Annotated in this window: 19 protein-coding genes; 15 read left to right on the plus strand and 4 right to left on the minus strand. The window is 44.4% G+C overall.

Annotated elements, in window-relative coordinates:
- Window positions 1-104: 104 nt before the first annotated feature.
- Both MHB71_RS25655 and MHB71_RS25660 read right to left on the minus strand, forming a co-directional pair.
- A complete protein-coding gene (locus tag MHB71_RS25655) occupies window positions 105-1,796 on the minus strand; it encodes an AIPR family protein (protein ID WP_340028003.1) in 1,692 nt (563 codons plus the stop codon).
- Between the two features lie 57 nt (window positions 1,797-1,853).
- Entirely contained in the window at window positions 1,854-2,198 is a 345-nt protein-coding gene (locus tag MHB71_RS25660) for a helix-turn-helix transcriptional regulator (protein WP_340028004.1), read from the minus strand.
- 173 nt (window positions 2,199-2,371) lie between these two features.
- Here MHB71_RS25660 and MHB71_RS25665 point away from each other — a divergent pair, with 173 nt between their 5' ends.
- From MHB71_RS25665 to MHB71_RS25695, 7 genes are all read left to right on the plus strand, one after another.
- Window positions 2,372-3,175 (plus strand): DNA-binding protein, encoded by an 804-nt coding sequence (locus MHB71_RS25665; RefSeq protein ID WP_340028005.1) that lies wholly within the window; start codon window positions 2,372-2,374, stop codon window positions 3,173-3,175.
- Between the two features lie 185 nt (window positions 3,176-3,360).
- On the plus strand, window positions 3,361-4,797 hold the full coding sequence (locus tag MHB71_RS25670) for a WXG100 family type VII secretion target (protein WP_340028006.1): 1,437 nt from the start codon (window positions 3,361-3,363) through the stop codon (window positions 4,795-4,797).
- Window positions 4,772-5,335 carry a hypothetical protein gene (locus MHB71_RS25675; protein WP_340028007.1) on the plus strand — a complete coding sequence of 188 codons (564 nt, stop codon included), beginning with the start codon at window positions 4,772-4,774 and terminating at the stop codon, window positions 5,333-5,335. The genes MHB71_RS25670 and MHB71_RS25675 overlap by 26 nt, the downstream gene beginning before the upstream one ends.
- A 102-nt stretch (window positions 5,336-5,437) precedes the next feature.
- Window positions 5,438-5,845 (plus strand): contact-dependent growth inhibition system immunity protein, encoded by a 408-nt coding sequence (locus MHB71_RS25680; RefSeq protein ID WP_340028008.1) that lies wholly within the window; start codon window positions 5,438-5,440, stop codon window positions 5,843-5,845.
- 717 nt (window positions 5,846-6,562) lie between these two features.
- Window positions 6,563-7,174, plus strand: a complete 612-nt coding sequence (locus MHB71_RS25685; RefSeq protein ID WP_340028009.1) for a hypothetical protein — start codon at window positions 6,563-6,565, stop codon at window positions 7,172-7,174.
- Between the two features lie 295 nt (window positions 7,175-7,469).
- A complete protein-coding gene (locus tag MHB71_RS25690) occupies window positions 7,470-7,949 on the plus strand; it encodes a hypothetical protein (RefSeq protein ID WP_340028010.1) in 480 nt (159 codons plus the stop codon).
- Window positions 7,950-8,351: 402 nt separating this feature from the next.
- Complete coding sequence (locus MHB71_RS25695; RefSeq protein WP_340028011.1) at window positions 8,352-8,897, plus strand: hypothetical protein; 546 nt, start codon at window positions 8,352-8,354, stop codon at window positions 8,895-8,897.
- 96 nt (window positions 8,898-8,993) lie between these two features.
- On the opposite strand, the gene MHB71_RS25700 is transcribed toward MHB71_RS25695, so the two are convergent.
- Window positions 8,994-9,419 (minus strand): hypothetical protein, encoded by a 426-nt coding sequence (locus MHB71_RS25700; protein WP_340028012.1) that lies wholly within the window; start codon window positions 9,417-9,419, stop codon window positions 8,994-8,996.
- 370 nt (window positions 9,420-9,789) lie between these two features.
- On the opposite strand from MHB71_RS25700, the gene nikA reads away from it, so the two are divergent.
- The 6 genes from nikA (at window position 9,790) to MHB71_RS25730 (ending at window position 16,788) form a co-directional block, all read left to right on the plus strand.
- Entirely contained in the window at window positions 9,790-11,340 is a 1,551-nt protein-coding gene (gene nikA / locus MHB71_RS25705) for a nickel ABC transporter substrate-binding protein (RefSeq protein WP_340028013.1), read from the plus strand.
- The gene (gene nikB / locus MHB71_RS25710) at window positions 11,340-12,287 is read left to right on the plus strand and encodes a nickel ABC transporter permease (protein ID WP_340028014.1); all 948 of its coding nucleotides are present in this window, start codon (window positions 11,340-11,342) and stop codon (window positions 12,285-12,287) included. Before nikA ends, nikB begins: the two co-directional genes overlap by 1 nt.
- The gene (gene nikC, locus MHB71_RS25715) at window positions 12,284-13,138 is read left to right on the plus strand and encodes a nickel transporter permease (protein ID WP_340028015.1); all 855 of its coding nucleotides are present in this window, start codon (window positions 12,284-12,286) and stop codon (window positions 13,136-13,138) included. Before nikB ends, nikC begins: the two co-directional genes overlap by 4 nt.
- On the plus strand, window positions 13,135-13,935 hold the full coding sequence (locus MHB71_RS25720) for an ABC transporter ATP-binding protein (RefSeq protein ID WP_340028016.1): 801 nt from the start codon (window positions 13,135-13,137) through the stop codon (window positions 13,933-13,935). Before nikC ends, MHB71_RS25720 begins: the two co-directional genes overlap by 4 nt.
- Entirely contained in the window at window positions 13,932-14,903 is a 972-nt protein-coding gene (locus tag MHB71_RS25725; protein ID WP_340028017.1) for a dipeptide/oligopeptide/nickel ABC transporter ATP-binding protein, read from the plus strand. The genes MHB71_RS25720 and MHB71_RS25725 overlap by 4 nt, the downstream gene beginning before the upstream one ends.
- A gap of 379 nt (window positions 14,904-15,282) precedes the next feature.
- A complete protein-coding gene (locus MHB71_RS25730; RefSeq protein ID WP_036671812.1) occupies window positions 15,283-16,788 on the plus strand; it encodes a malate:quinone oxidoreductase in 1,506 nt (501 codons plus the stop codon).
- Between the two features lie 247 nt (window positions 16,789-17,035).
- Here MHB71_RS25730 and MHB71_RS25735 read toward each other — a convergent pair whose 3' ends face one another.
- Window positions 17,036-20,116, minus strand: a complete 3,081-nt coding sequence (locus MHB71_RS25735) for an ATP-binding protein (protein ID WP_340028018.1) — start codon at window positions 20,114-20,116, stop codon at window positions 17,036-17,038.
- A gap of 177 nt (window positions 20,117-20,293) precedes the next feature.
- On the opposite strand from MHB71_RS25735, the gene MHB71_RS25740 reads away from it, so the two are divergent.
- The gene (locus tag MHB71_RS25740) at window positions 20,294-21,430 is read left to right on the plus strand and encodes a response regulator (RefSeq protein ID WP_340028019.1); all 1,137 of its coding nucleotides are present in this window, start codon (window positions 20,294-20,296) and stop codon (window positions 21,428-21,430) included.
- Window positions 21,431-21,607: 177 nt separating this feature from the next.
- Window positions 21,608-25,414 carry an S-layer homology domain-containing protein gene (locus MHB71_RS25745; protein ID WP_340028020.1) on the plus strand — a complete coding sequence of 1,269 codons (3,807 nt, stop codon included), beginning with the start codon at window positions 21,608-21,610 and terminating at the stop codon, window positions 25,412-25,414.
- Window positions 25,415-25,643 lie beyond the last annotated feature (229 nt).

The raw sequence follows: 25,643 nt of genomic DNA on the forward strand, positions 1-25,643 counted from the left end.
AAGTGGAGTTGAAACGCATATTTTTCACAAAAAAAGGATAATAAAATTATGTTGTAATATAAGAGGTTTAATTGTCGTTAGTAATATTATCGAAAGTTAAATGATTAAAGTTTTTTTTCGCGTAATTTTTCTTTTAGGGACTCTGTAAATTTAACACTTTTAGCTAACTTGTCATTTCCTCCGAGAGACTTATAAAGGTCATATACGAAATCTATTGTACTTATAACTAAATCCTTTGAAATATCATTTTTTGATAAGTTTGAAATAAGTTTATTTGAAGGGTAAACAGTAGAGACTATTTGTGCCAATAAAGCATAGAGCACGTAAAATTTTATATCATTAGCTTCAGAAGAACTTAGTATTGCCTTTTCTTTAAGAGAGAGTTCTACTTTTCGTCCAGCATAGGCTAAAATATAATAAGTATTTAGATCATTATTTATGTGATATAGACTGCCATATGCTTCGTCATTTTCTAATAGAGTTGATGGGCGAGCTCTAGCAAAGTCAGGTTTTTGAGTTAGTACAGACATCAAGCATTGGGCTAAGAAAGAAACACTTATTATGTCTTTTGGTTTTCTTCCCTCATTTTTATAATAATTTTTCCTGCGGTCATAGTATAATCCACGTGGTCTCATAAAATCCTCAATTTGTCTATGAATAGTATCAGTTGCTCTTAACGAGGATTTTGGAATTGGTGTTTGACTGTTAGTTGCCCTTATTATTTTATCCCTTGTCTCTTCTGTTTCTGGGACAATGACTCTAACCAGTAAATTTCTTTTTTCTGTTAGCAAAACTTCCGGGTTTGATGAGTAATATTTATAGATTTCACTTGAGGTTTGCAATCCATTAACTACCTCAGGGTCATGTATCACTAACTCTTTGCCACCAGGTGCGGAGGCTTCTGAGGCAATTATAGTAACACCATTATTTAGCCACCAAAATTCTTCTTTTCCTACGTTTATTAAAGTATCCTGAATTTCGTTGTTTACATTGGTCTTTCCTTGATAGTCCCTTACATTAGATTCAAAAATGTGTTTCATCAAATTATTGTCATCGTCGGTAATAAAATTAAAATAATCAGCCAAATTGGCCAATGAAATAAACACTTGACCAGAGGATGACATAGGATTCTCAGATACTTTCAAACGATACACATCGTTTGTTCTTGATTGTATTAGTTTTACCAATTGGTCAGCTCCAATAAAAGTAACCTCAATAGAAGCGTCTGTTAGATGCTCTTTCACATCTGTAATCAGATCATCTGCTTGTTTTTGAACATTTGGATGAATTTCTACACCCTTAGAAACATAATAAAAACTAATTTTTAATTTTGGTTTTTTAGTAATCAAAGAAAAGTAGGTATCTCGAAAAAGCCCAAATGCATTTAGAACTTTATCATTATATCTTCCAATAAAATCATTTCTTTCAAAATCGAAATTAAACAAATTTCGGCAGAGTCGAGACAGCTTTAACAGAGGTTCTTCTGAGAAAGAATTTGTATACTTTGATTGTATGAGCACAAGTTCGATAACCATATTTTTTCTATATTTCTCTTTAATATTTTCATCTTCTTTTATTAAATCTCCATTAACAAACAGGAAGATCGAATCAGCCCCACCATCGTGACTGTCGCCTGAGATTCCAAAATCTATTTCATCATAACTAAGATCATAACCTTTTAAAATTTGATTGGCTGAATAGAATTCAAAAAAATTATTAATTGAATAAGCCTCTTCAGTATCTTCCATCTCTTGTTTTATTATTTCATCTAATAAAATTTGATTATTTTTAGACATCTATATAGATTCCCCACTTTATAAGAAATAGGCAAAAATTAATTGCAATTTATAAGTTTATTTGAATGCTGACAATACTTCTTTGGTTATCTTTCTAACAATATCTAACTGATTTTCAGTTAGATATTTGGTGATATTAACAAATTCATCGATAGCTTCCTGACGTACAGGATTGCTTAGCTCGTTCTTACCCTCAAAATACATTAGCTCACTGATTGAAATATTTAATGCATGAAGGACTCTCTCCAAGGTATCAATTGAGAAATTCCGTTCTCCTCTTTCTAATGCTCCAATATATCTATAATCTAATCCTGCGATATCTGCCAGTTTTTGTTGTGTAAGGCCTTTTGCATTTCGTACGGCTCTGATCCGAGTACCGATTAATTGGCGCAACTCTGACATTTTAACCACCTCATATCAAGCTTAGATAAGTTGGTACATAAAAGTCAGGTCAAAATATATAGTAATAATGGTGTAAATTACATATTTAAAGTAGTATAATGAGTGGAGATCATCACTTTATAGGAATGTAAGCAAATGTGTTCGTCTATAAAATTTCAAAGGAGGATCTCCTTTTGCGATCTTCTATCCTAAAATCACTCAAACCGGACATCATTGTTGAAATGTTGGACATGGCTGTGGCTTTTGAAAATTGGAACAAGGTGATGGAGAGGGCGGACATGTTATATCAATGTGTGCAGTCCATCCATGATGAGCGGCAGGAGTATCGGTCAAAGGGAGTGCCTGCACCACATATACACATCGAGCAGCCCCTGGTCTACTATTACGGGTTCAGTCACTTAATGCGGGGTATGGCTCACCAGAAGATGGGACAGGTAGATCAGGCGAGGGCATGTATCGATCAATATGCAGAACTGGGATGGATGGAGGATCTGGATGAGGTAAGTATGCAGGTGGTGCAGGAGTTCAGGCATAAGGCACAGGTGAATCGGTATGCTCTTGAGATTGAAGCTGGGCAGGTGGAACTGCTGGAGGAGTTTGTGAACTTTTTGCTTGAGCATCAAGAGGAATGTCTGGCAGGTCTGAAAGTGATTACGGAGGCAGCAGTGCGGCATAGATGGCGGATTGATCGGGTTTTACATGTGTTCGAGGATCAGATGCAGGGCAATGGCGGAGAAATGAATTCTTCAAACAACGATGATATGTACCATTACTGTTATCAGCGGGCATTGTATGAACAGTGGATGGGAAGATCACAGGAGGCAGTGGAATTCATTTTGCAGGCGCTTAGGTTAGCGTATAAGCTAGGGATGGATCGGTATTTTATAAGGTGCACAGCATTGTTGGAATCATTGCGGGAAGAGGCGACAGCGGAGCAGATTGGGCGGTATCGGGTGATGCTGGAGGAAATGAAGTAGGAAAGGTATTTACTGAAAATGGTAGGATATGCCTTGAAGTGGGTATATGCATATAGGACCATAGCACCGATGAGGAGCACAGCTTGTGTTTTTACCATGGTGAAATCAGGATGTTAGCCGGATAGTTTACATATTACACTTCTGCTAACATAGGATAATCCTATTTCGAATGAGCGGAGAAACGTATGAGTACAATCAAAGTTACCACTGAACAACTACATCACGTATCGAATCAGGTGGATCAGGCTAGACAACAGTTGGAGAGTATACGAAGTGATCTGACGAGACAGATCATGTTCGTTCAGATGATGTGGATGGGCGCGACGCAGGAGCGATTTTACTATGAGTTCGAGCAGTCACGACCTATACTGGATAAAGCGCTGGAGAGTATGGTGAATACATCGAAGGAATTGAAGGATATCGCCACGCGTTTCCAAGATGCAGATGCTCAAAAGGTAAGTCTGGGTGGTGCATTTGGAGCTGTCGGCGCCGTAGCTATGATGACCAAATCAGCAGGTGGTTCAAGTTCGGGTGATAAGGGCTATCGGATGGCGCAAGTCAATATGTTCGGTAAGTGGGTATGGATGCCTGTCAACGAGAATGGTGTTGCGGATCAGGCTGCTCTTCAGGCTTATCAGAGGGATCAGGGAAATCTGGACTTTAATCGCATGCAAGCTGTGAACGTTGAACCGCCTGGGGAAGATATTTTTGCGTTACAGATTAAGGCGTTTGAGATGGGGATTCATCCTACGACAGGAGAGCCTGTATCAGATAAGTATGCTCAGATGATGGTGACCTCTCTAAAGTTTAGTCAGATATTCATGGCGATTCAGATGGTTCGTGGGAGTATGCCGGGCAGTAAAGGGCCTTACCGATTGCCTGCTTCTAATCCAGCTGTGGCAAAGATTAAGCAAAATATTGAGGCTGCTAAGGCGAAGAATGGTAAGACAGAGGCATTAAGAAAACCTAACATTGAAACTGAAAATGCGATAAGAAAAATAGTCTCTGGAGATAATGTACAGGATATTCGTAAACATGCTAAAAAGGTGACTGTATATGATAATTATTCTGAAATTGTTACACATGATAATAAAGTAGTAAAAATCAATAAAGATGACATGCCGAATTCTTCGTTTAACAAGTTGGATGAACTTATCCTCTTTGAAGATAGCATTTCAGATTATGGTATGAAGTCATATGATAAAATCAGGAATATGCAATTAGAGGATGTTCCCGATGTTGCTAAGAATACTGGCTTAAATATTTCAGACATTACAAATTTAAAGAAACATTTATTTTTAGAGAAACATGAAATTCCGAAAGCAGGAGGCATTCTGATCAAAAAAGAACATTTCTCACCTGACGATGAAATAGCATATGCATGGCAATTAGCTCAGAAGAAAGAACTCAATCAAGCCCAGAAGGATTGGTTTAAACAATTAGCCGATCATGAACTTACTGAAGCAAAATTAATGAGGGAGGGAATTCCGTACAGACGTATAGAGTCATGGTCAGATGATAAGAGAACGTATACTGATCAACCTCCGAATGATGGCGCACACAGAAAGGCACCTGAGCAACCGGAGTATGGTACATTTGAAGGCTTTGATCCATTTAAATAATCGCAAAAATACTAAACAAAAAATCGGAAAAGTGGAGGCAATGATGAGTTATTTTTTCAAAGGAATAGAAAGAATAAATAATATAGATTGGAATCTATCTGGTACTGTAGACGAGCCTTCACATATGGCGCTAATACAAGAATATATAAGACGAGCAGCAGTGCTAATTACATTATATGATCTAGAAACACCGTATCCTTTCTTTAAAGCTTCTCATGCAATTGGATTTGATAGTGATCTGGGTCTATCAGAAAAGTGTCCTGAGTTGGCAGGATTAAAAAATACGTTTATGAAAGGAACGTGTGAAGCCTATCTAGAGTGGTTAAACTTGCAGGATACTGAAAATGATATTGCATTGAAATTCCATGATTTGTACGAACCTCTAATTCTTCTGATTGAAAGAGGAGGAACCCTCAGAAGACGGCATGGCGATATTATTGCTGGGGGCTATGCATTTCCTCTGGCAAACGCTGACTACATGTCAAAACAGGCACCTATAGATATTAGTGAAGAAGGCTTGAAAGCTTGGGCAAACTAATAACTTCCTTGCCCTTCGAGGCGATTTTTAAATGAAGTGGCCTACCTGCGTCCTATAAGATCGTAGATAGGCCTTTTTAAATGTAGGAGCTGAACAAAATAAATGAGTAAATTAATTAAAGAAATATATTCAATAGATCAAAATATTCAGACTGATATGTCTGATTCACCTTTGGATCATTGGTACGATAGACTTATTAATAAGAACGTGAATGAGATTGACTTAGAAGATGTTAGTAGAATGTTGGGCCAACATGTGCTTATAGATCTTGGTATAGAAAAGGCTATAGAAATTTTATCAGAAGATCCTCTTGCTGGGGAGATGTATGATGGACATCTGTTGAAGCTTCTTTATACTATTGAAACGAATAATTTCAGAGACTTGTCACAATTAAAAAGAATACTCCAGACTATCAAGAGTAGTTTTTCTCAATTCGAATGGGCTGATGAAGAAGATCAGGAAGAGTACGCTGTGTTATTAGAACTTTTTTTGAAAAAGGTTGGCCTTTAAAGTTATGAAACAAAATTCAGATCTTAAATTTGAACTTCACAAAAAGTGGGTAGAGACTAGTGCTCAAGAAGGTGAGAAGCTACGATTACACGAAGTTGATTTTCAACATTATGAGTTAACTGGTGTGTGTTTGGAACAATCGTATATGACTAGCTGTAATTTTGATAATCTTAGTCTGAACAACATGGATTTCCATTCCATGTCTCAGTTCTTATATATTATTAATGAACTATTCTGAGACGTTACATATATACGAGAATAGTCCTGCTAATTATCTACTGGTGAAGTTGCCCAAGCAGCGCAGGTGCAGCTCCGCATACAATCCGGAGAAAGTAGCACATGCTGATCCCGATCACATTCCTGGTTCCCGGACGGCAGGCGGTGCAGATGGCTAGGCAGCTGCAGCGGTTCGAAGAAAATAAAGTTGTAGACTAGGAAATTAAAGTGTTAGACTGAAAACGCCATTAGCTACCGACAGTAGTTCCGATTTCTCCTTCAGGGGTATCGTAGGTGTCGACGACTGTGAAGAATAGGAATCTGTTTGTTATTGTTGATAAGACAACTAGATAAAAGGAGAAGAACATGAGTCGGAGATCAAGAATGATTCGAAGCAATAACACTGAGAACAAAAGTAGATCTAGAATTTCTGGTAACAAGGTTAATGGGAGGACAGAGCGAAATCCATTGATCTTGCATCTAATCACGATCTTAGGAGGGATGTTGACGGCCATAATTTCTGCTCTGGTAATTGCCGAGACTACACAAAATTCATGGGAAACACAGTACAAAGCGACGCAACAAGATAATCTGAAAAATAAGATTGACGAAAGGAAATTCGCTATATTTGAGGACATTTCCGCAAACATGTCCAAGCAACAGTCGCTGATCCACTCTAAGTTGCTTATTGCATTAACGTTTAGCGTTCAATCCTACGGGAAAAGTTTGACGACTGAGCAGAATGGGAAGTTATATGAAAAAATGGAAAAAGATTTTCCGTTGGCATATAAATATGCAGACGAATTCGACAGAACAACGATAGAGTTAAACGGATCTTTCTATATGGCCAAAGCAATGTTTGGACCAGAAATTGATGCAGCCATTGATAAGTACCAATCAAGTCTTAGCAGAATATCGACTGAACAGTATATAGAAGAGTATATTTATGAACGCAATCAGATTAAAAAGCCTATAGCGGGGAAAGAACAGAAAGAGATCCATATAGAGATAGACTCGAATGATTTCATTCAGTTGTATAACCCGGCCATAATAGATGCTCGCGAAGATCTCATTCAACTGATGAGTGATGAAATCAACGCATTGAAGAACTAGCCATGGCCGGCTATCTTGTCGTAAGAATCATTGGCATGCGGGTATAGTTCGTTATAAGTGACTTAACTATCGGGTACGATAGATTCAAGAAACGGTGACAGTCTAGGACTTTATTTTCTTGTCCTTGGCTGGTTGTATTATAGCCGCAGAAATAATGGAGGATTTCGGACAAAGTGATTGAGATTAAAGAACATACTTTAAAACGATAACGCAGTTGCCAGGGCTGCGTTATTTAGTCGTTACCTTGTACATAACTCTAAATAGGTTTAATAGTTAATCGAGAGGAGAGCAACACATGGGGCAGCTACTAACCAAAGCTATTGGACGTTTATCGTCTATTTCATTTGAGGATACAGAAGATAGCTCACTAGAATCTTCTTCTCATGTTTTGATTAAAGAATACCTTAGACGCGTTAATCAATTATTAAATGAGATGGATGCTTCAATAGATCAATATCCCCTATTTAGTTTTGCTAAAATTCTTGGAAAAGCTATAGATGAAAAGGTATATCGGGCTTGTTCAAAACTGGACACGCTAGGAAAACCTTATGTGAAGGTAATTTGCTACGGTTATTTAGAAGTTTCCGAATTAGCAGATCAAGGAGTGGGTGAAGCAATTCAATACATCGACCTCTACGAACCGATGATAAAATTCTTTGAACGAGGTGGGAGTTTCATCATAAGACAAGGCGAAATGGTTGTAGGTAGTTCAGCTTATCCTCTTAAGTATTGGAGACATTTAAATATTTCAGTTCAAGATATTAGCGACATCTAATAGGATCATGTAGATCAAACTGGGGGGGATAGTAATGTCCGTAGGTCTATACAGATATAACGGGGATATAGAAGACCGGAATTGTGAACTTACACTCAGTGAGAATATTGCTACTCAGGAATTTTACGATGAGTACTGGGAGGCAGCAATACATTAATTAGGAATAGCCCTGATTCGGGATGGATCTAAAATATATTTTCACCAATTAGAAGCTGCTGTAGTTGAGTTAAAACGATTAAGTGAGTGGGCAAAGGAACATTTAAACGGAAGTGGGTTAAATTATATGACGGGTAGAATTGAAAATTTACTTGATATATTACCTAGCGCATTTATTAGTGAAACTACAATTCTGTATATATTCTGAGGTTAGTAGCGACTACAGAGCGGGGGAGTGCCCTGATTATGTTCACTTTATCTTTCAAGGCTATCGATAACTTTGATGAAATTAAACAAATGTCTGCAAAGCAGTTTGATCTAACGAAACAAGATATCGAGGGAATTATTGAATTGGACTTTAACGGAAGTAAGTACGGTATGTTCTTTGACGATTGTCCATTTGGTAATGAAAGACTTATTAGATGGTTTGTGGACTTACTGACTATAGTCCAGAAGATTAGAATACATCAATATGTTGCTTATCGAATTCCTGATAGTGCTAATTTGTGGCTGGAGTTTAAACAGCAGGGAGTGGAACTACAAGTTAGTTTAGTAGAAGATATTGATCGGGAAGTTATTCTGGACCTATTTATTACTGAACCACTTGAGGAATTTAGATACTCAACTTGGAAGGATGTTAATGTAAGTTCGACTTCCTTTACAGAAGAAATTATGAAAAATGCGCATCAGTTTCTGGACTTTGTTACTGAATTGAATCCTGACATACTGCAGAGTACGAGTATTCAACTACTTCAGGAAAAGTTAACCGATGTAAAGCGACTGAACTCATAGAGAACCTACTTTGCTGAAAATGTGGATTACGAAGGATAATTTCAAATCGAACTTTTAAGCATGTAGTCACTTTGAATACAGGATATAAGAACACTCTTATTCTATGGCATCATAAAGTTCCGACATTCGGTCAGCCAATTCCAACTGCGGCTCTATTGGCTGATGATTCATATCGGTAGGTGTCATGTACAGCACTTCTTTTCTCTGCTCAAACATCGTGACATGGAACAATACCCCTGTAGCATCTTCTTGGTCCGGATCAAGTACGATTTCTAAATCACGTACCTTTTCAATCCATTCCTGAATCAGTACTTGATCTGTAGTTACTTTTTTAGTACCATCACTGCCACTCATCATTTCAATAGAATCAACCTGTGTAATATCGCCAGGATAGAAGGTGTGTAATTCCTTCAGTACTTTACTTACTCTAGATTGATCGGGCTGATTAGAACTTTGGCAGCCGCTAAGAATCAGGATCATAACTGTAGCAATCATTAAGACGATAAGTGAATATCTTCTCATGAAAATCCCCCTCTATAGTCCCTAAACGAATTTTGTATTTGAAATGTTCCGCATAAGCTCTATTCTGTCCAATCCTTAAAGTACATCGAGGTTACTGGTCACATTTGCTGGAAGACTACGAAACTGGATTGTAACTCTTCGAGGAATCTTGCATGGTTCTACCTGTAAACAATCCCGGATCGCAAAGGAAATGCCCACTAATCAATCATTTATATGTAACAAAAAACATGAAGAATCCGCTCTCATCCGAGAGTCGGATTCTTTCTCGTTCTAACACCAATATAACTCTTGTCAAAACGTAATCATTACGATATGATAATACTCATTGTTTAGATCATAATGATTACGATTAAGAGAGAGGGGCATTACCTTGAATAAAAAGACGCCACTGCTAGCGCTGGTCTCCTTGGCTTTGAGCGCTGGACTGTTGAGCGCCTGCGGATCATCTGAGTCCAGTCCCGCTGCGCAACCATCCACCGATAATAAAAATGTTCATTTCCTATATAACTTCTCCACCAGTTCGCTAGATCCACATGTGGATTCCAGCTATGTGCCGCTGCGCGCGGGCATTACGGAGACGCTGGTTCGTCTCGATGAAGAGAATCTGACAGTTGCTCCATGGCTCGCCGAGAGCTGGGAGAGCGAGGACGGTCAGCATTGGACGATCGACCTGCGAGATGATGTGACCTTCCAGAACGGCAAGCCAATGACGGGTGAATCCGTTAAGGCATCCCTTGAGCGGGCGCTTGAGGAGAATGTAGCCATCCAGAACGCACTCAAGATTGATACAATTGAAGCCGAGGGCGACAAGCTGGAGATTACCACAACTCAGCCGTTCCCGGAGTTCGCTTCGGAACTGGTGAATCCGAACACGGCGATTATCGACGTGAGTGAGCCGGACATTGTGAACAAGCCTATTGGTACGGGTCCGTTCAAACTGACCTCTTTTACCCCAGGCAGCAAGCTGCAACTGGATCGCTATGATGAATATTGGGACGGAGCATCGCCTCTGGATTCCATCACGTTCTCATTCAATGAAGATGCCAATGCCCGCACACTAGCGCTCAAATCTGGGCAGGTAGATATCGTATACCGTCCGGAAGTCGAAAGCCTCGAATCGCTCAAAGCGCTGGACGGCATGAAGGTTGAGTCCACATCGACATTCCGCGTGCATCAGCTAACGATGAACATGCAGCGGGAGAGTATGAAGGACCTCAATGTTCGTCGTGCACTGGACGCGCTGATTGACCGTCAGGGTATCGTGGACACGATCCTGCTCGGCTACGGTGAAGCTGCTATCGGACCGTTCTTGCCATCACTGCCATTTGCGCCAACCTATACGGATACAGCAACGGAATCCGGAGCTGATGTCGCTGTAAAATATCTGGGCGAAGCAGGGTACACGCAGCAAAACGGCGTGATGACCAAGGATGGCAAACCATTGCAGCTGACGCTGCTGACATATTCAGCTCGTGCCGATCTACCACTGATCGCTCAAGTGTTCCAGTCTGATGCGAAGAAGATCGGTATCGACGTGCAGATTCGCCAGATTGACACGCCAGAAGATTATATGGCGTCTAATCGCGACTGGGATATTGCAACGTACAGTAATTTGACGGCCCCTCGTGGAGATGCTGGTTATTACCTGAATGCAACATACCATCCGAAGGGTGCCCTTAATTTCAGCGGATCGGAAGATCCAGAGCTGACCAAGATCATCGACGAACTGAATCTCACAGTTGAACCGGAGAAGCGCGCAGAGCTTGCCGAGAAGGCAGCCAACTATGTGCATGATAACGTACTGAATTCATTCGTGCTGCATCCAGGTACGATCGTTGCCTACAACGGCAAGAAGATCAATAACTGGGTTACCACTCGCAGTGAATATTACATGATTACCAATAAGCTGGATGTGATGTAATGTTTCGCATTTTGCTTCGGAAGTTTCTTGAGGTATTTATCTTTCTATTGTTCATTATGTTTATGAGTTTCCTGTTCATTCGTCTGGCTCCGGGTGATCCCGTGCTGACGATCCTGAATGTGGACGAACTATCTGTTAGTCAGGAGCAGGTCGAAGCTGTACGCGAGGAAATGGGCTTCAATGATTCGCTTCCTGTCCAGTTTGGCAACTGGTTACTCGATTTTGTTCGACTCGACTTCGGCGTATCGTACTCGACAGGCCAGCCCGTCATGCAGACACTGATGCGTGCGCTGCCAGCTACGGCTGAACTCACGATTGGCGCACTGCTGGTCATGCTCGTGATAGCGATCCCGCTCGGCTCGCTGTCAGCGCTCCATCGTGGCAGTTGGGTTGACCGCAGCAGCCGGATGCTCTCCATTGTGGGTGCGGCGGTGCCAAGCTTCTGGCTGGGTCTGATCCTGATCGACATGTTCGGCGTACGCTTTGGCAATCTGCCGACCATGGGCCGGGATGGATTTACTTCACTTATTCTGCCATCTCTGACGCTGGGACTTGCCATCTCCAGCGTTTATGTGCGTCTTTTGCGTTCCAGCCTATTGGATTCTCTTAGCCAGGAGTTCGTTCGCTCCGCCCGGGCAAGAGGGTTATCTGAAGGCCGGATCTTCATGCTTCACGCGTTTCGGCACAGTCTGCCCCCTGTCATTACGGTATTCGGTGTCAGTCTCGGTAGCCTGATTGGTGGAGTTGTTGTGATTGAAGTGTTGTTCGCTTATCCGGGTATTGGCAAGCTTGTCGTTGACGCCATCCGCCAGCGTGATTATCCATTGATCCAGGGTTACATCCTGATCATGGCTATCGTGGTATTCCTCGTGAATACGGCGGTTGATCTATCTTATCGTTATTTGAATCCTGAAATGAAACTCAAGGAAAAGGAGGCCCACCGATGAAAACCACTTCCCTGCCCATTCCACCTACAAAATCTAAAAAACATAACTGGCAGGCGATCGTTGGTCTGCTGTTTGCACTTCTGGTCATCGCGGCCTCCGTATATGCCTTTTTAGTTCTGAAACATGATCACACCTTAACGGATCTGCGCGGACGATTGCAGGGCGCAAGTGCTCTTCATCCGTTCGGAACCGACCATCTGGGCCGCGATGTACTGACACGTCTGCTGCTTGGCGGCGGGCAAACACTGGGTTATAGCCTGCTGGCACTCGGTGCTGCCCTGCTGATTGGCATTCCGTTTGGTTTGATCGCGGGTTACAAACGTGGCTGGGTCGATAAGCTGTTCATGCGCATCGCTGATGCTTTTCTCGCTTTCCCTGATACCATCGTGGCGATTGTGCTCAGTGGCCTGCTTGGCGCGGGAATCGGCAATCTGGTATTGGCAATTGTGATCGTGAAATGGGTCAGTTATGCGCGTCTTGTTCGAAGTACGGTTTTATCGGAGTCACAAAAGGATTACATCCGCATCGCCCGGACCAACGGATTGTCTGACGGTCGTATCATGAGAAAACATCTGCTTCCACATATCGCAGGCCATGTGCTCGTGCTGGCCAGTCTTGATCTGGGTAAAATCATTCTACTCATCTCATCATTGTCTTACATTGGCCTTGGCGCACAGCCGCCAACACCTGAATGGGGTGCGATGCTGAACGACTCACGGCCTTACTTCCAGTCTCGGCCGGAGCTGATGATCTATCCGGGTCTTGCGATTGTCTCGGTAGTGCTGCTTGCCAACATGCTGGGCGACTATCTAAGAGACCGGTTTGACGTGAAGAAAGAGGTGCAGCCATGATTCTCTCCATTGAGGAACTGAGTATCTCCAGTCGGGATCGTACGATTGTAGATCAAGTCTCTCTGGCTGTTCGCGAAGGCGAGTTCATGGCATTGGTTGGACAGAGTGGTAGTGGCAAAAGCTTGCTCTCGCAAGCGATTGGTCGTCTGCTGCCGCCCAACCTGCATGCGTCGGGGCGAGTCATGTTCGAGGGCAGCAACCTGCTCGAACGGAAGCCAAAGGAGATGCGCGCCCTGCGGGGAAGCCGCATCTCATATATTTTTCAAGACTATCAGGGAGCATTTACGCCCTTTCGCAGTATTGGTGGGCACTTTGATGAATACCAGAAGGTACACGGGGAAAAGTCTTCTGCCATCCGCAAGAAACGAGCGGAGGAAGCGCTGGAATCGGTTGGCCTTGGCGCTGAATTGCTGTGCCGCTATCCGTTCCAGTTGAGCGGTGGACAGCTTCAACGGGCATCAATTGCCACATCGCTGATGCTGTCTCCTCGCCTGTTGATTGCTGACGAAGCAACAACGGCACTGGACAGTGTGTCTGGGCATCGCGTGTTGGAACTGCTGGCACGCAAACAAGCGGAGACGGGATGTGCCATTCTGTTTATCACACATGATTGGCGCCATGTACGTCGCTATGCCAACCGCTTGGCTGTGATGAAGGAAGGCCAGATCGTCGAATCTGGCGGGAAGCATCGCATTCTTGACCATCCCCAGCATGAATATACGCGCCAGCTAATTGATGCGGCTCCCGTTCTGAGTCGCTCACTGAAGTCGGGATTGAAGGAGGCAGGAACGGAATGAAGAAAACCACAGATGCTGAACGCCGTGGACTCGTGCAGTCCGAAGAAGAATCTGGTGTGCGAAGCCACGATTTTGCTAAAGACTTAAACCATACAGACACAGACAGTACAGTCATAACTACTACCGAAACAGATCATGCAGATACAGATGCTGATATAGATACCACGGGTACAGGCAATGCTTCATCGCTCAGCATCCCAGGCAATCCTGTGCTTCACGTGGAACATCTGAGCCGAACGTATGCAGGTGCAGACCGACCGGCTGTGAACGATATTTCCTTCACCCTGAACCACGGCGAATGCCTTGGCCTGGTTGGCGAGAGCGGGTGCGGCAAGAGTACGCTCGCCCGCTGTCTGCTACGGATTGAAGATGCAGATACAGGCTCGATTACACTGGGTGGACAGGATATTGCACGGCTGAGCGGCCGAAGGTTGCGGCCACATCGCCGGAAGATTCAGATTGTTTTCCAGAATCCAATGGCAGCACTAAACCCGAAGCTCAAGATTGCCGATTCGTTAATCGATCCGTACGAACAACTTGGACGGAACGCCGAGCTGTCCCACTTTACCTACACGTCGAAGGAGGCTTACGTCCAAAAGTTGCTTGAAGCGGTCGAGCTTCCAAGCGATATGGCTGGACGATATCCGCACGAGTTAAGTGGTGGACAGCGTCAGCGCGTCACGATCGCGCGTGCCATTGGCATTGAGCCTGACGTTGTTGTTCTGGATGAACCGACGGCCAGCCTGGACGTGATCTCGCAAGGAGCAGTTTTGCAGTTGCTCACCGATCTGCGGACATCGCTTGGTCTTTCATACGTGTTCATCTCGCATGACTTGGCCGCGGTACATCGCATGAGCCAGCGTATCATCGTTATGCGGGAAGGTCAGATCGTTGACCGCTTTGACGCAGAAGCGTTGTTCGCTGAAGAACGCCATCCGTATACGAAAGAATTAATTTCGATCTTCTGAGTACTCCCGGAGACGCCGGGGGTGGTAATCGTTAATTATAAATATGAAGCCGCCTTACGAAGAGATTCGAGAGCGGCTTTTAGTGCATCCATTTCATCACCAAAGTTCCCCTAAAACCGGGTTCCTTTCTTTGTTTTGAACAAATATATCTTTCAGGCCTATAACCGGGCTAACGTTCCGATGTAAACTAGCGTATACTGATGGAATAGCAAATATCTTGAAATTGCATATTTAAATTGCTCTATATTATTGATACACTAGATCAAGGTTATAATCATTCAGAGAAGGTGCGATCCCGTTCAAGAATGGGCTTGCTGCAAATGCCAAATCGATAACGCTTACATCCTTTTGGCAAATATAGGATATAAGGACGGTAGACATGAGCCAGGGACAAACGAGTACAGATGTTATCTTGATTGGTGCCGGAATTATGAGTGCAACTTTGGGAACTTTGCTAAAAGAATTGGCACCAGACTGGAATATTAAGGTTTTCGAAAAGCTAGCCACTGCAGGAGAGGAAAGCTCCAACGAATGGAATAATGCCGGAACCGGGCATGCTGCATTGTGCGAACTTAACTATACCGTTGAACGACCAGACGGAACCGTAGATATTAGCAAAGCGATTAAAGTGAATGAACAATTTCAGATCTCAAAGCAATTTTGGTCCTATCTCGTCAATAGCCGTCTGATTCGTAATCCGCGGGACTTCATTATGCCGATTCCTCATTTGAGTTATGTACACGGAGAGAGCAATGTCCAGTTTTTGAAAAGACGTTATGACTCCTTGTCGAATCACCCGCTGTTCGCAGGCATGGAATTCTCGGATGACAAGAAAGAGCTGGCGAAATGGATGCCGCTGATGATGAAAGATCGTACCAGTAATGAACCTGTTGCAGCGACCAAAATTGACTCCGGTACGGACGTTAACTTTGGTGCTTTAACGCGTATGCTGATCAAACATTTGAAGGAACAACAAGTGGGCGTCCACTACCAACATAGCGTGAAGAATATGAAACGCACCAGCGATGGACAATGGGAATTATCCGTGAAAAACCTGAAGAGCGGTGCAGTCGAACGCCATAAGGCGAAATTTGTCTTCATTGGCGCGGGCGGCGGAAGTCTACATTTGCTCCAGAAGACGGGCATTCCGGAAGGTAAACATATCGGCGGATTCCCGGTCAGTGGGATCTTTATGGTGTGCAAAAATCAAAAAGTCGTGGAACAGCATCATGCCAAAGTATACGGCAAGGCTTCGGTAGGAGCTCCGCCGATGTCGGTTCCGCATCTGGATACTCGATTTATCGACAATAAAAAGTCGCTGTTATTCGGGCCGTTTGCCGGGTTCTCGCCGAAGTTCCTGAAGACGGGTTCCAATGCCGACTTAATCACGTCTGTTAAGATGCATAATCTGCTTACGATGCTCGCAGCAGGTGTCAAAGAAATCTCTTTGACCAAGTACCTGATCCAACAACTGATGTTATCCAAAGAACAACGTATGGCAGAATTGCGTGACTTTGTTCCGGGTGCCAAGAGCGAGGATTGGGATATGGTTCTGGCGGGCCAGCGTGTGCAGGTGATCAAGGATACCGTCCAGGGTGGCAAGGGTACGCTCCAATTTGGTACGGAAGTGGTCACGTCTGCAGATGGAACGATTGCGGCTCTGCTAGGTGCATCACCGGGTGCATCCACGGCAGTTCAGGTCATGCTTGAGATTCTTCAGCGGTGTTTCCCGCAGCATATGGAGGCATGGGAGCCAAAGATCAAGGAAATGATTCCTTCCTACGGTATATCCCTTGTGGAGAATCTGGATCTCCTCAAAGAGGTTCATTCTTCAACAGCCAAGGCGCTGGGGTTATCGGATGAAAAACATGTCATGCACGTATAACGTTTAGTTTATCGTATTAGATCATAATGAAGTCATAGAAAAGAGAGCTAAGCCGGGTCGAAACCCGTGCTTAGCTCTCTTTTGGTTTATTTGGTATGTCAGAACCTGAACTTGAGCTTGAACTTGAACCTGAACTTGAACATATCCGCTATCACAGCGCTCCCCGTAGACCTTACACAGAGCAAACGGATATGGATCGTACAATATGCCGCTGTAGAGTTATAGAACGATCTTATTGCTCAGGCTCTCAACTGCGGTCCAAAGGGATGACAAAGGAAACTTTCGTACCTTGGCCCGGCGAGCTGACGATGGTCAAACCTTGTCCGTACATCTGGGTCAACCGGCGATGTGTATTGGTTAATCCAATGCCTCCAGTTCCACCGGGACCTTTCTTGGGCCACGCTAGTGCCCGTTCGATCTGCTCGGGCTGCATCCCCACACCGTCATCCTCGATCTCAATCAAGGTGGACGCTGTTTGGTTGATGATTCGGATATGCACGGTTCCACCCTCAACTTTGCTGAGAATACCATGTCGAACAGCATTCTCAATGAGCGGTTGAATGGTGAGTGGCGGCAGGGATAGATCAAGATCATCGGGAATATCCCAGATGACGTTCAACCGATTCATGAATCGTTCTTTCTCAATGTAGAGATAGGCGCGGGAGAGATCCAACTCATGAGTGACCTCAACCATTTTCTCCGAATTGACAAAATGAAAGCTGGTCTGAAGATACTCGATAAAAGCATCGCCCAGTTTCTGCATTCGCTCCGTGTCCATCTCACTAAGAACCATGATTGAATTGAGCGTATTAAAAAGAAAATGGGGCTGAATCTGTGCTTGTAAATAAGCAGCCTCCATGCGCAGTCGCTCATCAATGGATTGTTTCAGTACGATCAGAGACCCGATGCGATGCCTTAATTCAACGGCATCCACGGGCTTGGTGACATAGTCTGTAGCACCGGCCATGAATCCGGCATATACATCCGCTGGTTCGTTACGGGCCGTCAGCAACAGGATGGGAAGCTCGGATACCGAATAACGCTTGCGTACGTTCTCGGTCAATTCATAACCGGACATATGAGGCATCATGACATCGGCAATCAGTAAGTCCCACGGCTCTTTATCCAGTAACTCGAGTGCCTCAAGCGCCGAGGCCGCGGGTTGAATATGATACGGTTCATTCGCCAGCATGGAGATCAGTACTCGCAGGTTTACAGGATCATCATCGACGGCAAGAATTCTTGCGGCAGTCTTATCTTGAGAGACGGTCTGCTGCTGTGGCTCTGCAATCGCAATTTCATCGAAGCTGTGAGCATCCCATTGCTGCTCAGTCTGGTCCGATAGCGATGCGGTGTCTTCCCGTGGAAGCGAGATCTGGAAGGTCGATCCTTGCCCAGATACGGATTGCACGGTGAGTTGGCCGCCATGGAGTTCGGTGAGCTGCCTGCTGATATTGAGACCGAGGCCGATTCCTCCGCTTAAACGGGCCTCTGGGGTCCCTTGTTCATACGCCTCGAATATTCGCTGTTGTATCTCCTCACTCATACCAACACCCGTATCTGAAACTTGAATCAAGACGTACTCTCCATGTTCCCGAACGGACACGGTAATGGTACCCTCATCGGTAAATTTGAGTGCATTATGCAACAGGTTGTAGAGCACCTGAACAAGTCTTCTCTCATCGGCTTGAATCAACGGCAGTGAATCTGGAATATCCACCTGCATATGGATGGGCTTGCCCTCTGCCATGAATCGGAACATACCGATCACGCCTGGAATGACAGAGGCAAGAGATAAAGGTTTCTTCTGAAGCGTAATACGTTTTTCCTTCAAACGAATAACATCCAGGAGGTCATCCACCAGTTGGGACATGCGTCGGCCGATGGTAACTAACAGCTTCATGTCTTCTGCCTGCTGCCCACCTGATTTACGCCGTTCACGGACCGCGATGCTCTCGGCGATATTGATGATCCCGTGCAGCGGTGTACGCAATTCATGAGCCGTATTCACAAGAAACTGATCCTTCTGGCGATCCTCTTCTTTGAGCTGTTCGTACAACTTCTCGATCTCACTTGAATTGCGGAAGTATTTTCTGAACCAATAGGCGGAGAAGCCAAACATGGCCGCAATCACATCGATCGGATAATACACGTTGGTAATTTCGCTATGTGAGTTCACAATTCCCCATAACACGCTTGATAGGCTGCTAGTAGCCGCAAAGAGCAAAAAGCTTGCGTCGCTTCGTTTCTCGGCTGCCATTCGGAAGAATAGGTACACAGACCAGCCGATGGCAAACAGATAAAGGAAATCAGAAAGCCCAATCTCAAGTACATGATAGATCAGGGTCACTGGTGCGACGAGCAAAAATAAACAGTAAACGCCAAGCACGCTGGCATAGATACGGAACAGTTTACGCCATTGTAGATTATGGGAGAAGCTTTTAGCCATTTGTAAAAGAAAGAATGCGAACAACGGATAGGACAACGCTTTGGCCTTAACGATCCAAGTGAAGTTGAGAGGAATCCAACTTAATAACAGATTGTCATGGTCGGAAGCGACCGTTAGGGCAGCTACCAGTGTTAGCATCGAGAACGTCAGCAGAGCTCGTTCCTTCCGGATAAACAGAAACATGACAAAAGCGTATAGGCTGTGCAAAATCAGTATAGCGAATGTAATCTTTTGCAAGTCAATGGATAGTCCTCGTTCACTTCCAATGGCTTCTGGAGAACCAAAATAGAGAGAGCGTGTGATCCCTCCGCTATAAGGATCGTCAAAGTTGGCTGTCTGCACCAAAAGATTGAGTTCGGTAGAACCGTCAAGCACATAGGAAGTTGTAAATGCAGTCCTTTCTGGTCGATAGGCTTCGGCATGAGTGGCAGGTTGGCCGAATTCGGCAACAATGGTCCCGTTCATCTCAATAATCGATGATGTCTGGATTTTCTGAGCCCAGAGAGAGACTTCCTCCACAGATGGGTCTAAAAGTATGCGAAGACGGTAAGTCCCATATCCGAACGATGATGAGGATTGTGGTAATGCATTACGCCAGTCACCAGGAACTTGAATCCGTGTGGATAGGTTATCCGTTATTTTCGCGTCACGATTAGAGATTAACGCCTGGGGATAAAATTCCCATTCTCCATCCAGGGATATGGGTGAAGTGTTGGCGAGGTCCCAGCCTCGAAGGTCCAACAAGCCTTCAATGGGTTCAGGATGTGCGGGTATAGTGAAAGTCTCGGACCATATCCAGCGAAAGCCAAGCAAAATAGTCAGGAATAGAATCGACAGCACTACATATCGGGGTATCTTTTTATAGGTTATTGGTTTCATGGCAGACTTTAGTTTTCGACAGTTTACTTCAAATTCCTGCATGCCCTCTGCCAAAGATGAACATTTTTTTGAATTCCGGAACATAGATTCTATATTTAAATGATAGCGGTCCCACGTCAGGATTTATGGTAAAATTATAGATTAAAGGGTGATCAGTGAGCCAGAGGAGTTGTGCATATGAGAGTGATTTTGGTAGATGATGAATATCTCGCTCTGAGCAGGTTGAACAAACTGTTGCTAGAGAGAGAGGATTGCGAAGTTATCGGCTCTTTTCTGACGGCACAGGAAGCCATAGATCAGATCGAAATTCATCTGCCGGAAATCGTCTTCATGGACGTTCAAATGCCGGGGATGAACGGGATCGAGGCGACCGAACGTATCCATGAGGTTTCTCCTGGAACAGAAGTTATTTTCACAACCGCATATAACGAACATGCACTGACGGCCTATGGGCTTGAAGTGCTGGACTATATTATGAAGCCTGTAACGCGTGACCGTTTGGAAAAAACGATGAAGATGTATCAACGCCGAACGGTGTCAGCAAGTCTGAATATAACAGAAGGGCCATCCATGTTGATCCGTTGTCTGGGGATGCTCCAAGTCCAAGTGCACCCCAATGAGCCACCAAAACATATGAAGTTCAGAACAACCAAGATTAGAGAGTTATTTGCCTATTTGCTCCACCATCGGAACAAACCGATTAAGCGGGATACGCTACTTGAACTGTTGTGGCCAGAGTTGGATGAGCGGAGAGGTATATCCAATCTGCACAGTGGGATCCATCGCTTACGCAGCATGATGAACGAATTTATGGGTGAGGACAAGATGGTCATTCGTTATCAACAGTTTGGTTATCTATTGGAAACGGGTGAGTTCAGGATTGATGCGGAAGAATGGGAGAGTCGTCTTACCCGATTGCCTCTATTATCTTCGTCTACAATAACTGAACATCGGCAGACCTCAGATCAATATGAAGGCAAATATTATGGTGAGGACGATTACGTATGGGCTGAACTGGAGCGTCAGCGCTTGCATGCGCTATGGCGTAATCATGCCATGCAACTCGCACAATATTACATCGAACTGGGACAGAATACGGAAGCACTCACGTTATATTACCGGGTACAGCAATTCGAGCCATCATTGGAGGAAGTCGGACTGGCCTTAATGAAGACCTACGATCGATTAGGCAATAAAGATCCTGTGGTCGCTCAATATAATCAGTTGGTTATCGCTTTAGAACAAGAGGCAGGTATACGTCCTGGCCTGGAAGTTGAGTTATGGTACCAACAATGGAAAAATTCGAATAGTTAATTGGAAATATACAGCCTTGCAGCTTCATTTGCAAGGCTGTTTTTTGTTGTATTTGTTAGCGAGGAGTCTGGTAAGAGTTTGGTAAGAGGCTATGTGTAGAATAAGCAAGATGAAGGTAGATATGATGTTTTGAGTCAATAAGCAGTCCAAAAATAACATATTAAGTAGGAGGAAACTATGTACACAGCAAAAATCCGGAAGAAACCATGGCAAAGAATTTCCATGCTGGTTCTTTCCTTTATTCTAGCGATTGGAACGTTGCCCATGAGTTTGGCTCAAGCGGATGCGACTAACCAGACTCCTGTTGGTCCGGGCGGAGTTGGATCCCCTTCACTATGGCTACGACCAGAGCGGGTAAGCGGAGTTGCCAGCGGCGAAAAGGTGAGTATCTGGGAAGATCAAGGCAGTAAAATAAACAACGCAACCCAAAGTACGGAAGCTAATCAACCGACCTATTGGGATGATAAAAATCATAATATCAATTTCAATCCGGTATTGGAATATAACGGCACGAGTAGTTTTATGAATCTGGATGTAAGTAAGCTTCCTCAAGGGAAGAGCCCCAGATCGATCATTACCGTTAGCAAAACCAATAAAACGGGAGGCCTCAATTATATTATTTCATGGGGAGTACAAACACCGAATGCTTATACGGGTATGGGGATGCTTCAGAATAATACAAGGGGCGGCTTGACGACATTTAACAGTGATAGAAACCAAACATTATACACCCCTGAAGGATTCTTGGGCACGACTTTCCCGAACGAGCAATTTGTTACTTGGACAGGCGGAGATACTGGTATAAACCAAGCTAGATTGTACAGTAAAATGAAGCAGGTACAGCAACTAAATGACTGGGGAAAAGATAATGTTAAGCTATGGGATACTGGTAACTCTGGCGGAGCAGTAGTCGGTAAGCTGATCCCAGCAGCTACGGGCATTGAACATTGGCAGGGTACGATTGAAGAAATTATCGTATTTGACCATGCTCTTACGGACGCAGAACGCCAAAAAGTCAGCACATATCTGGCGATCAAATATGGCTACACGATGGATCATACGACAGCAAATTCATATGTCGATTCAAACATGGCTACGATCTGGGATGCCCAGGAGAACGCAGTCTATACCCATCGCATTACAAGCATCGGTCGAGATGATCAGAGCGGATTGATGCAGAAACAAGCCAAAGCGCAGGAACTGGGATCTACGTTGACGATTGCATTGGGCAACAGTGTTGAGGATACGAATTCTGCAAATAAAAATGAATTCTTAAAGGATTCTTCTTTCTTTACGTTTGGTGACAATGGAGCAAGTACTGAATTCAAAACACCGATTACGAAAGATGAGAAAAAAATGCTTGGGATGGAGCGTATCTACAAGGTACAGAAAGCAAACTGGACTGAATCACAGATTACACTTCAGGTAGACGAAACGGGAGGTAACCCGGCGTTGCCTCAATATGTTGTGATCAGCGATGATGCTAAATTTGGTAATCCAAACTCATTACATTTAATTGAGAATGGCCAATTAACCCTGAATACCTCTAGTTTTGGTCCGAACTCGTACTTTACCATTGCAACTGCTGCTACTCCTTTGACGGTACCGGACGTCACACTGACCGACGATGAGTTGACATGGGAAGCAGTTGCGCATGCAGATAAATATGAAGTAACAATCGAACTGGAAGACGGCAGGAAGCGGACGGTGGAAGTAACCGGAATGGCGCTTAACCTGTCGCAATTGGTACCATCGCTAGAAGTTGGCACCTACAAAGTGACAGTAACAGCGAAGACGAACAATCCAGCCTATTCAGATTCAGAAGAGTCGAATTCGAAAAGTTATGTTGTTGCTATTGATAAGTCGAAGTTGAAAGCTAAAGCCGATGAGATTAACGGTAAGATCGAATCAGGCGAACTGGACGAAGAGGAGTACACACCAGAAACATGGCAAACGCTGCAAGAAGCGTTAGGAGTTGCTGAATCCGTGTTCGACGACGAGAATGCAACACCGGAACAAGTAGAAAAGGCTTATCAGGATTTGGTGGATGCCCGGAAGGGGCTTACCAAAAAGCCTGGTACTGGTGTCGACACGTCAGTGCTGAAAAATGAACATGATAGAATCAAGGGTGAAAATCTAACTGAAACGGAATATACGGTAGAGAGCTGGGAAGCACTCAAAGATGCGATGAATGAAGCAAATCGAGTGCTTAATGATCTGACAGTGAATCAAGCGCAGGTAGACAAGGCACTTCAGGATCTGACTAACGCTAGAACGGGACTTACCAAAGTAATTGGTACAGATGAGTCTACGTTGCAAACACTGGTCCCTTCCGTGGGAAGCTTGTCTCCGGCTTTTGATCCGGCGAAAGACACGTACACCATCTCTGTGCCGAATAGCGTATATCAATTCCAGCTCACGCCAACGGCACTTGATCCACTTGCGAAGATTGAAATAGCTGTTGGAGATGGAGAATGGAACGAGGTTTCAAGTGGCAGTGTAAGTGAGAATCTACCGCTTCAAGTCGGTGGGAATAAGATCGTTGTTAGAGTAACCGATTCACTTGGAAATGTTACGGCGTATAAAATCAACGTGACTAGAGCATCCAGTGACAATGGTAACAATGGTGGAGGCAACAATGGCGGCGGTGGAAATACGGGAGGTAACGGTGGAAGCACGCCAGCACCAGCACCTACGCCTGCGCCAGTACCAACGCCAACTCCGGCACCCGTGAAGGATAATTTGGAAACAACTCGGGATGGTAACCATCAACCATTTGCTACATCCAAACCATCTGACAACAAAGAAACATTGGTTCAAGTTGATCCAGCCAAGCTGAATGTTGCCATGTCACAAGGCACAGGCCAGCAGTTCGCCATTCATTCACCGAATGATGGGGATATGAAGGTGGACGGTTTAACCCTGGAAACACTGAAACAATTGGTGAATCAAGGTTCCAAACTGAACATTAGCAATCCGCTGGCAATCTATCCGGTACCTGGCGGTAAAATGGACGTGAATGGTGTGTCCAGACAGCTTGGTAATGCAGCGTTGAATGATATTGATGTCCATGTTGATATCGCACGTTCCTCGGATGCTTTGATTGACAGCGCCGAGACAAGAGCCGCATCCCAAGGATACGAGCTACTTGTCACACCGGTTGATCTGGATCTGACGTTTACGAAAGATGGACAGACCGTGCGATCCGGCCAGCTGAACGGTTATGCACCGAAGTATATTGCACTTCCGGAAGGTATCGATCCGAACCGGATTACTACAGGCGTAATCATTAATCCGGACGGTAGCATCTTCCATGTACCAACGGTTGTCACTAAGATCAGTAGTCGTTACTACGCACTCATTAATGACTTGCGTAGCAGCGGAAGTTACTCGGTTATCTGGAACCCGCAGGATTTTGAAGATGCCAGATCCCATTGGGGTAAAATTGATGTGAACAACATCGCTGCGAGATTAGATCTGCAAGGTAACGGAGATAACACATTCTCACCGAACCGTCAGGTTACTCGTTCTGAGTTTGCCGAGATTGTTGTGCTTGGACTGGGCTTAATGCGTCAGGATGCACCACAGAATCTATTCCCTGACGTTAACGATTCCGCATGGTTCCGCTCTGCGGTAGCCCTTGCAAATGAATTCGGTATCGTTCGCGGTTACGATAATGGGAACTTCAACGGTAATCAGGAGATCACACGTGAGCAAGGATTTGCTATGGTTGCTCGTGCCTACCGTCTGATTGAACCGGACGCGGCAATCAGCCCGGATCAGATGAACTCTGAACTGGAACGTTACAGTGATGCAGCGGATGTATCGAATTGGGCGAAAGACGATGTAGCCCAGTTGATTGCAGCCGGAATCATCCAAGGTAATGGGCCAGAGGTGCTGAGTCCGAAGACTACGATGACCCGTGCTGAGGTCACTGCATTGATTGCAAGAATGTTGAAAGTAACAAACTTGATTGATCAATAAACACAATCTAAAATGAAAAGCCTTTGCTGACATTGGGGGTCGGCAAAGGCTTTTTTCTATTTTCACTATATTCTTAAATTCATGTCGTAATACTTTCGCCCTGTTGGCAGATCGTGGAATCTGAGATGATGGGTTCACCAGAGGTTCGGGTGACAAACTTCGAACCGCTGGCCTTCAGGCTATTGCGATCCTTCCTTCTACAATCATTGGAGATCATAGGGTCGCAGCT

The organism is Paenibacillus sp. FSL H7-0940 (assembly GCF_037979415.1).
Lineage (GTDB): Bacteria > Bacillota > Bacilli > Paenibacillales > Paenibacillaceae > Paenibacillus > Paenibacillus amylolyticus.

Excerpts from the sequence above, each read along its gene's own strand:
- MHB71_RS25655 (WP_340028003.1), bottom strand. The coding sequence starts at position 1,796 with ATGTCTAAAAATAATCAAATTTTATTAGATGAAATAATAAAACAAGAG.
- MHB71_RS25660 (WP_340028004.1), bottom strand. The coding sequence starts at position 2,198 with ATGTCAGAGTTGCGCCAATTAATCGGTACTCGGATCAGAGCCGTACGA.
- MHB71_RS25670 (WP_340028006.1), top strand. The coding sequence starts at position 3,361 with ATGAGTACAATCAAAGTTACCACTGAACAACTACATCACGTATCGAAT.
- MHB71_RS25680 (WP_340028008.1), top strand. The coding sequence starts at position 5,438 with ATGAGTAAATTAATTAAAGAAATATATTCAATAGATCAAAATATTCAG.
- MHB71_RS25685 (WP_340028009.1), top strand. The coding sequence starts at position 6,563 with ATGTTGACGGCCATAATTTCTGCTCTGGTAATTGCCGAGACTACACAA.
- MHB71_RS25690 (WP_340028010.1), top strand. The coding sequence starts at position 7,470 with ATGGGGCAGCTACTAACCAAAGCTATTGGACGTTTATCGTCTATTTCA.
- MHB71_RS25695 (WP_340028011.1), top strand. The coding sequence starts at position 8,352 with ATGTTCACTTTATCTTTCAAGGCTATCGATAACTTTGATGAAATTAAA.
- MHB71_RS25700 (WP_340028012.1), bottom strand. The coding sequence starts at position 9,419 with ATGAGAAGATATTCACTTATCGTCTTAATGATTGCTACAGTTATGATC.
- nikB (WP_340028014.1), top strand. The coding sequence starts at position 11,340 with ATGTTTCGCATTTTGCTTCGGAAGTTTCTTGAGGTATTTATCTTTCTA.
- nikC (WP_340028015.1), top strand. The coding sequence starts at position 12,284 with ATGAAAACCACTTCCCTGCCCATTCCACCTACAAAATCTAAAAAACAT.
- MHB71_RS25720 (WP_340028016.1), top strand. The coding sequence starts at position 13,135 with ATGATTCTCTCCATTGAGGAACTGAGTATCTCCAGTCGGGATCGTACG.
- MHB71_RS25725 (WP_340028017.1), top strand. The coding sequence starts at position 13,932 with ATGAAGAAAACCACAGATGCTGAACGCCGTGGACTCGTGCAGTCCGAA.
- MHB71_RS25730 (WP_036671812.1), top strand. The coding sequence starts at position 15,283 with ATGAGCCAGGGACAAACGAGTACAGATGTTATCTTGATTGGTGCCGGA.
- MHB71_RS25735 (WP_340028018.1), bottom strand. The coding sequence starts at position 20,116 with ATGAAACCAATAACCTATAAAAAGATACCCCGATATGTAGTGCTGTCG.
- MHB71_RS25740 (WP_340028019.1), top strand. The coding sequence starts at position 20,294 with ATGAGAGTGATTTTGGTAGATGATGAATATCTCGCTCTGAGCAGGTTG.
- MHB71_RS25745 (WP_340028020.1), top strand. The coding sequence starts at position 21,608 with ATGTACACAGCAAAAATCCGGAAGAAACCATGGCAAAGAATTTCCATG.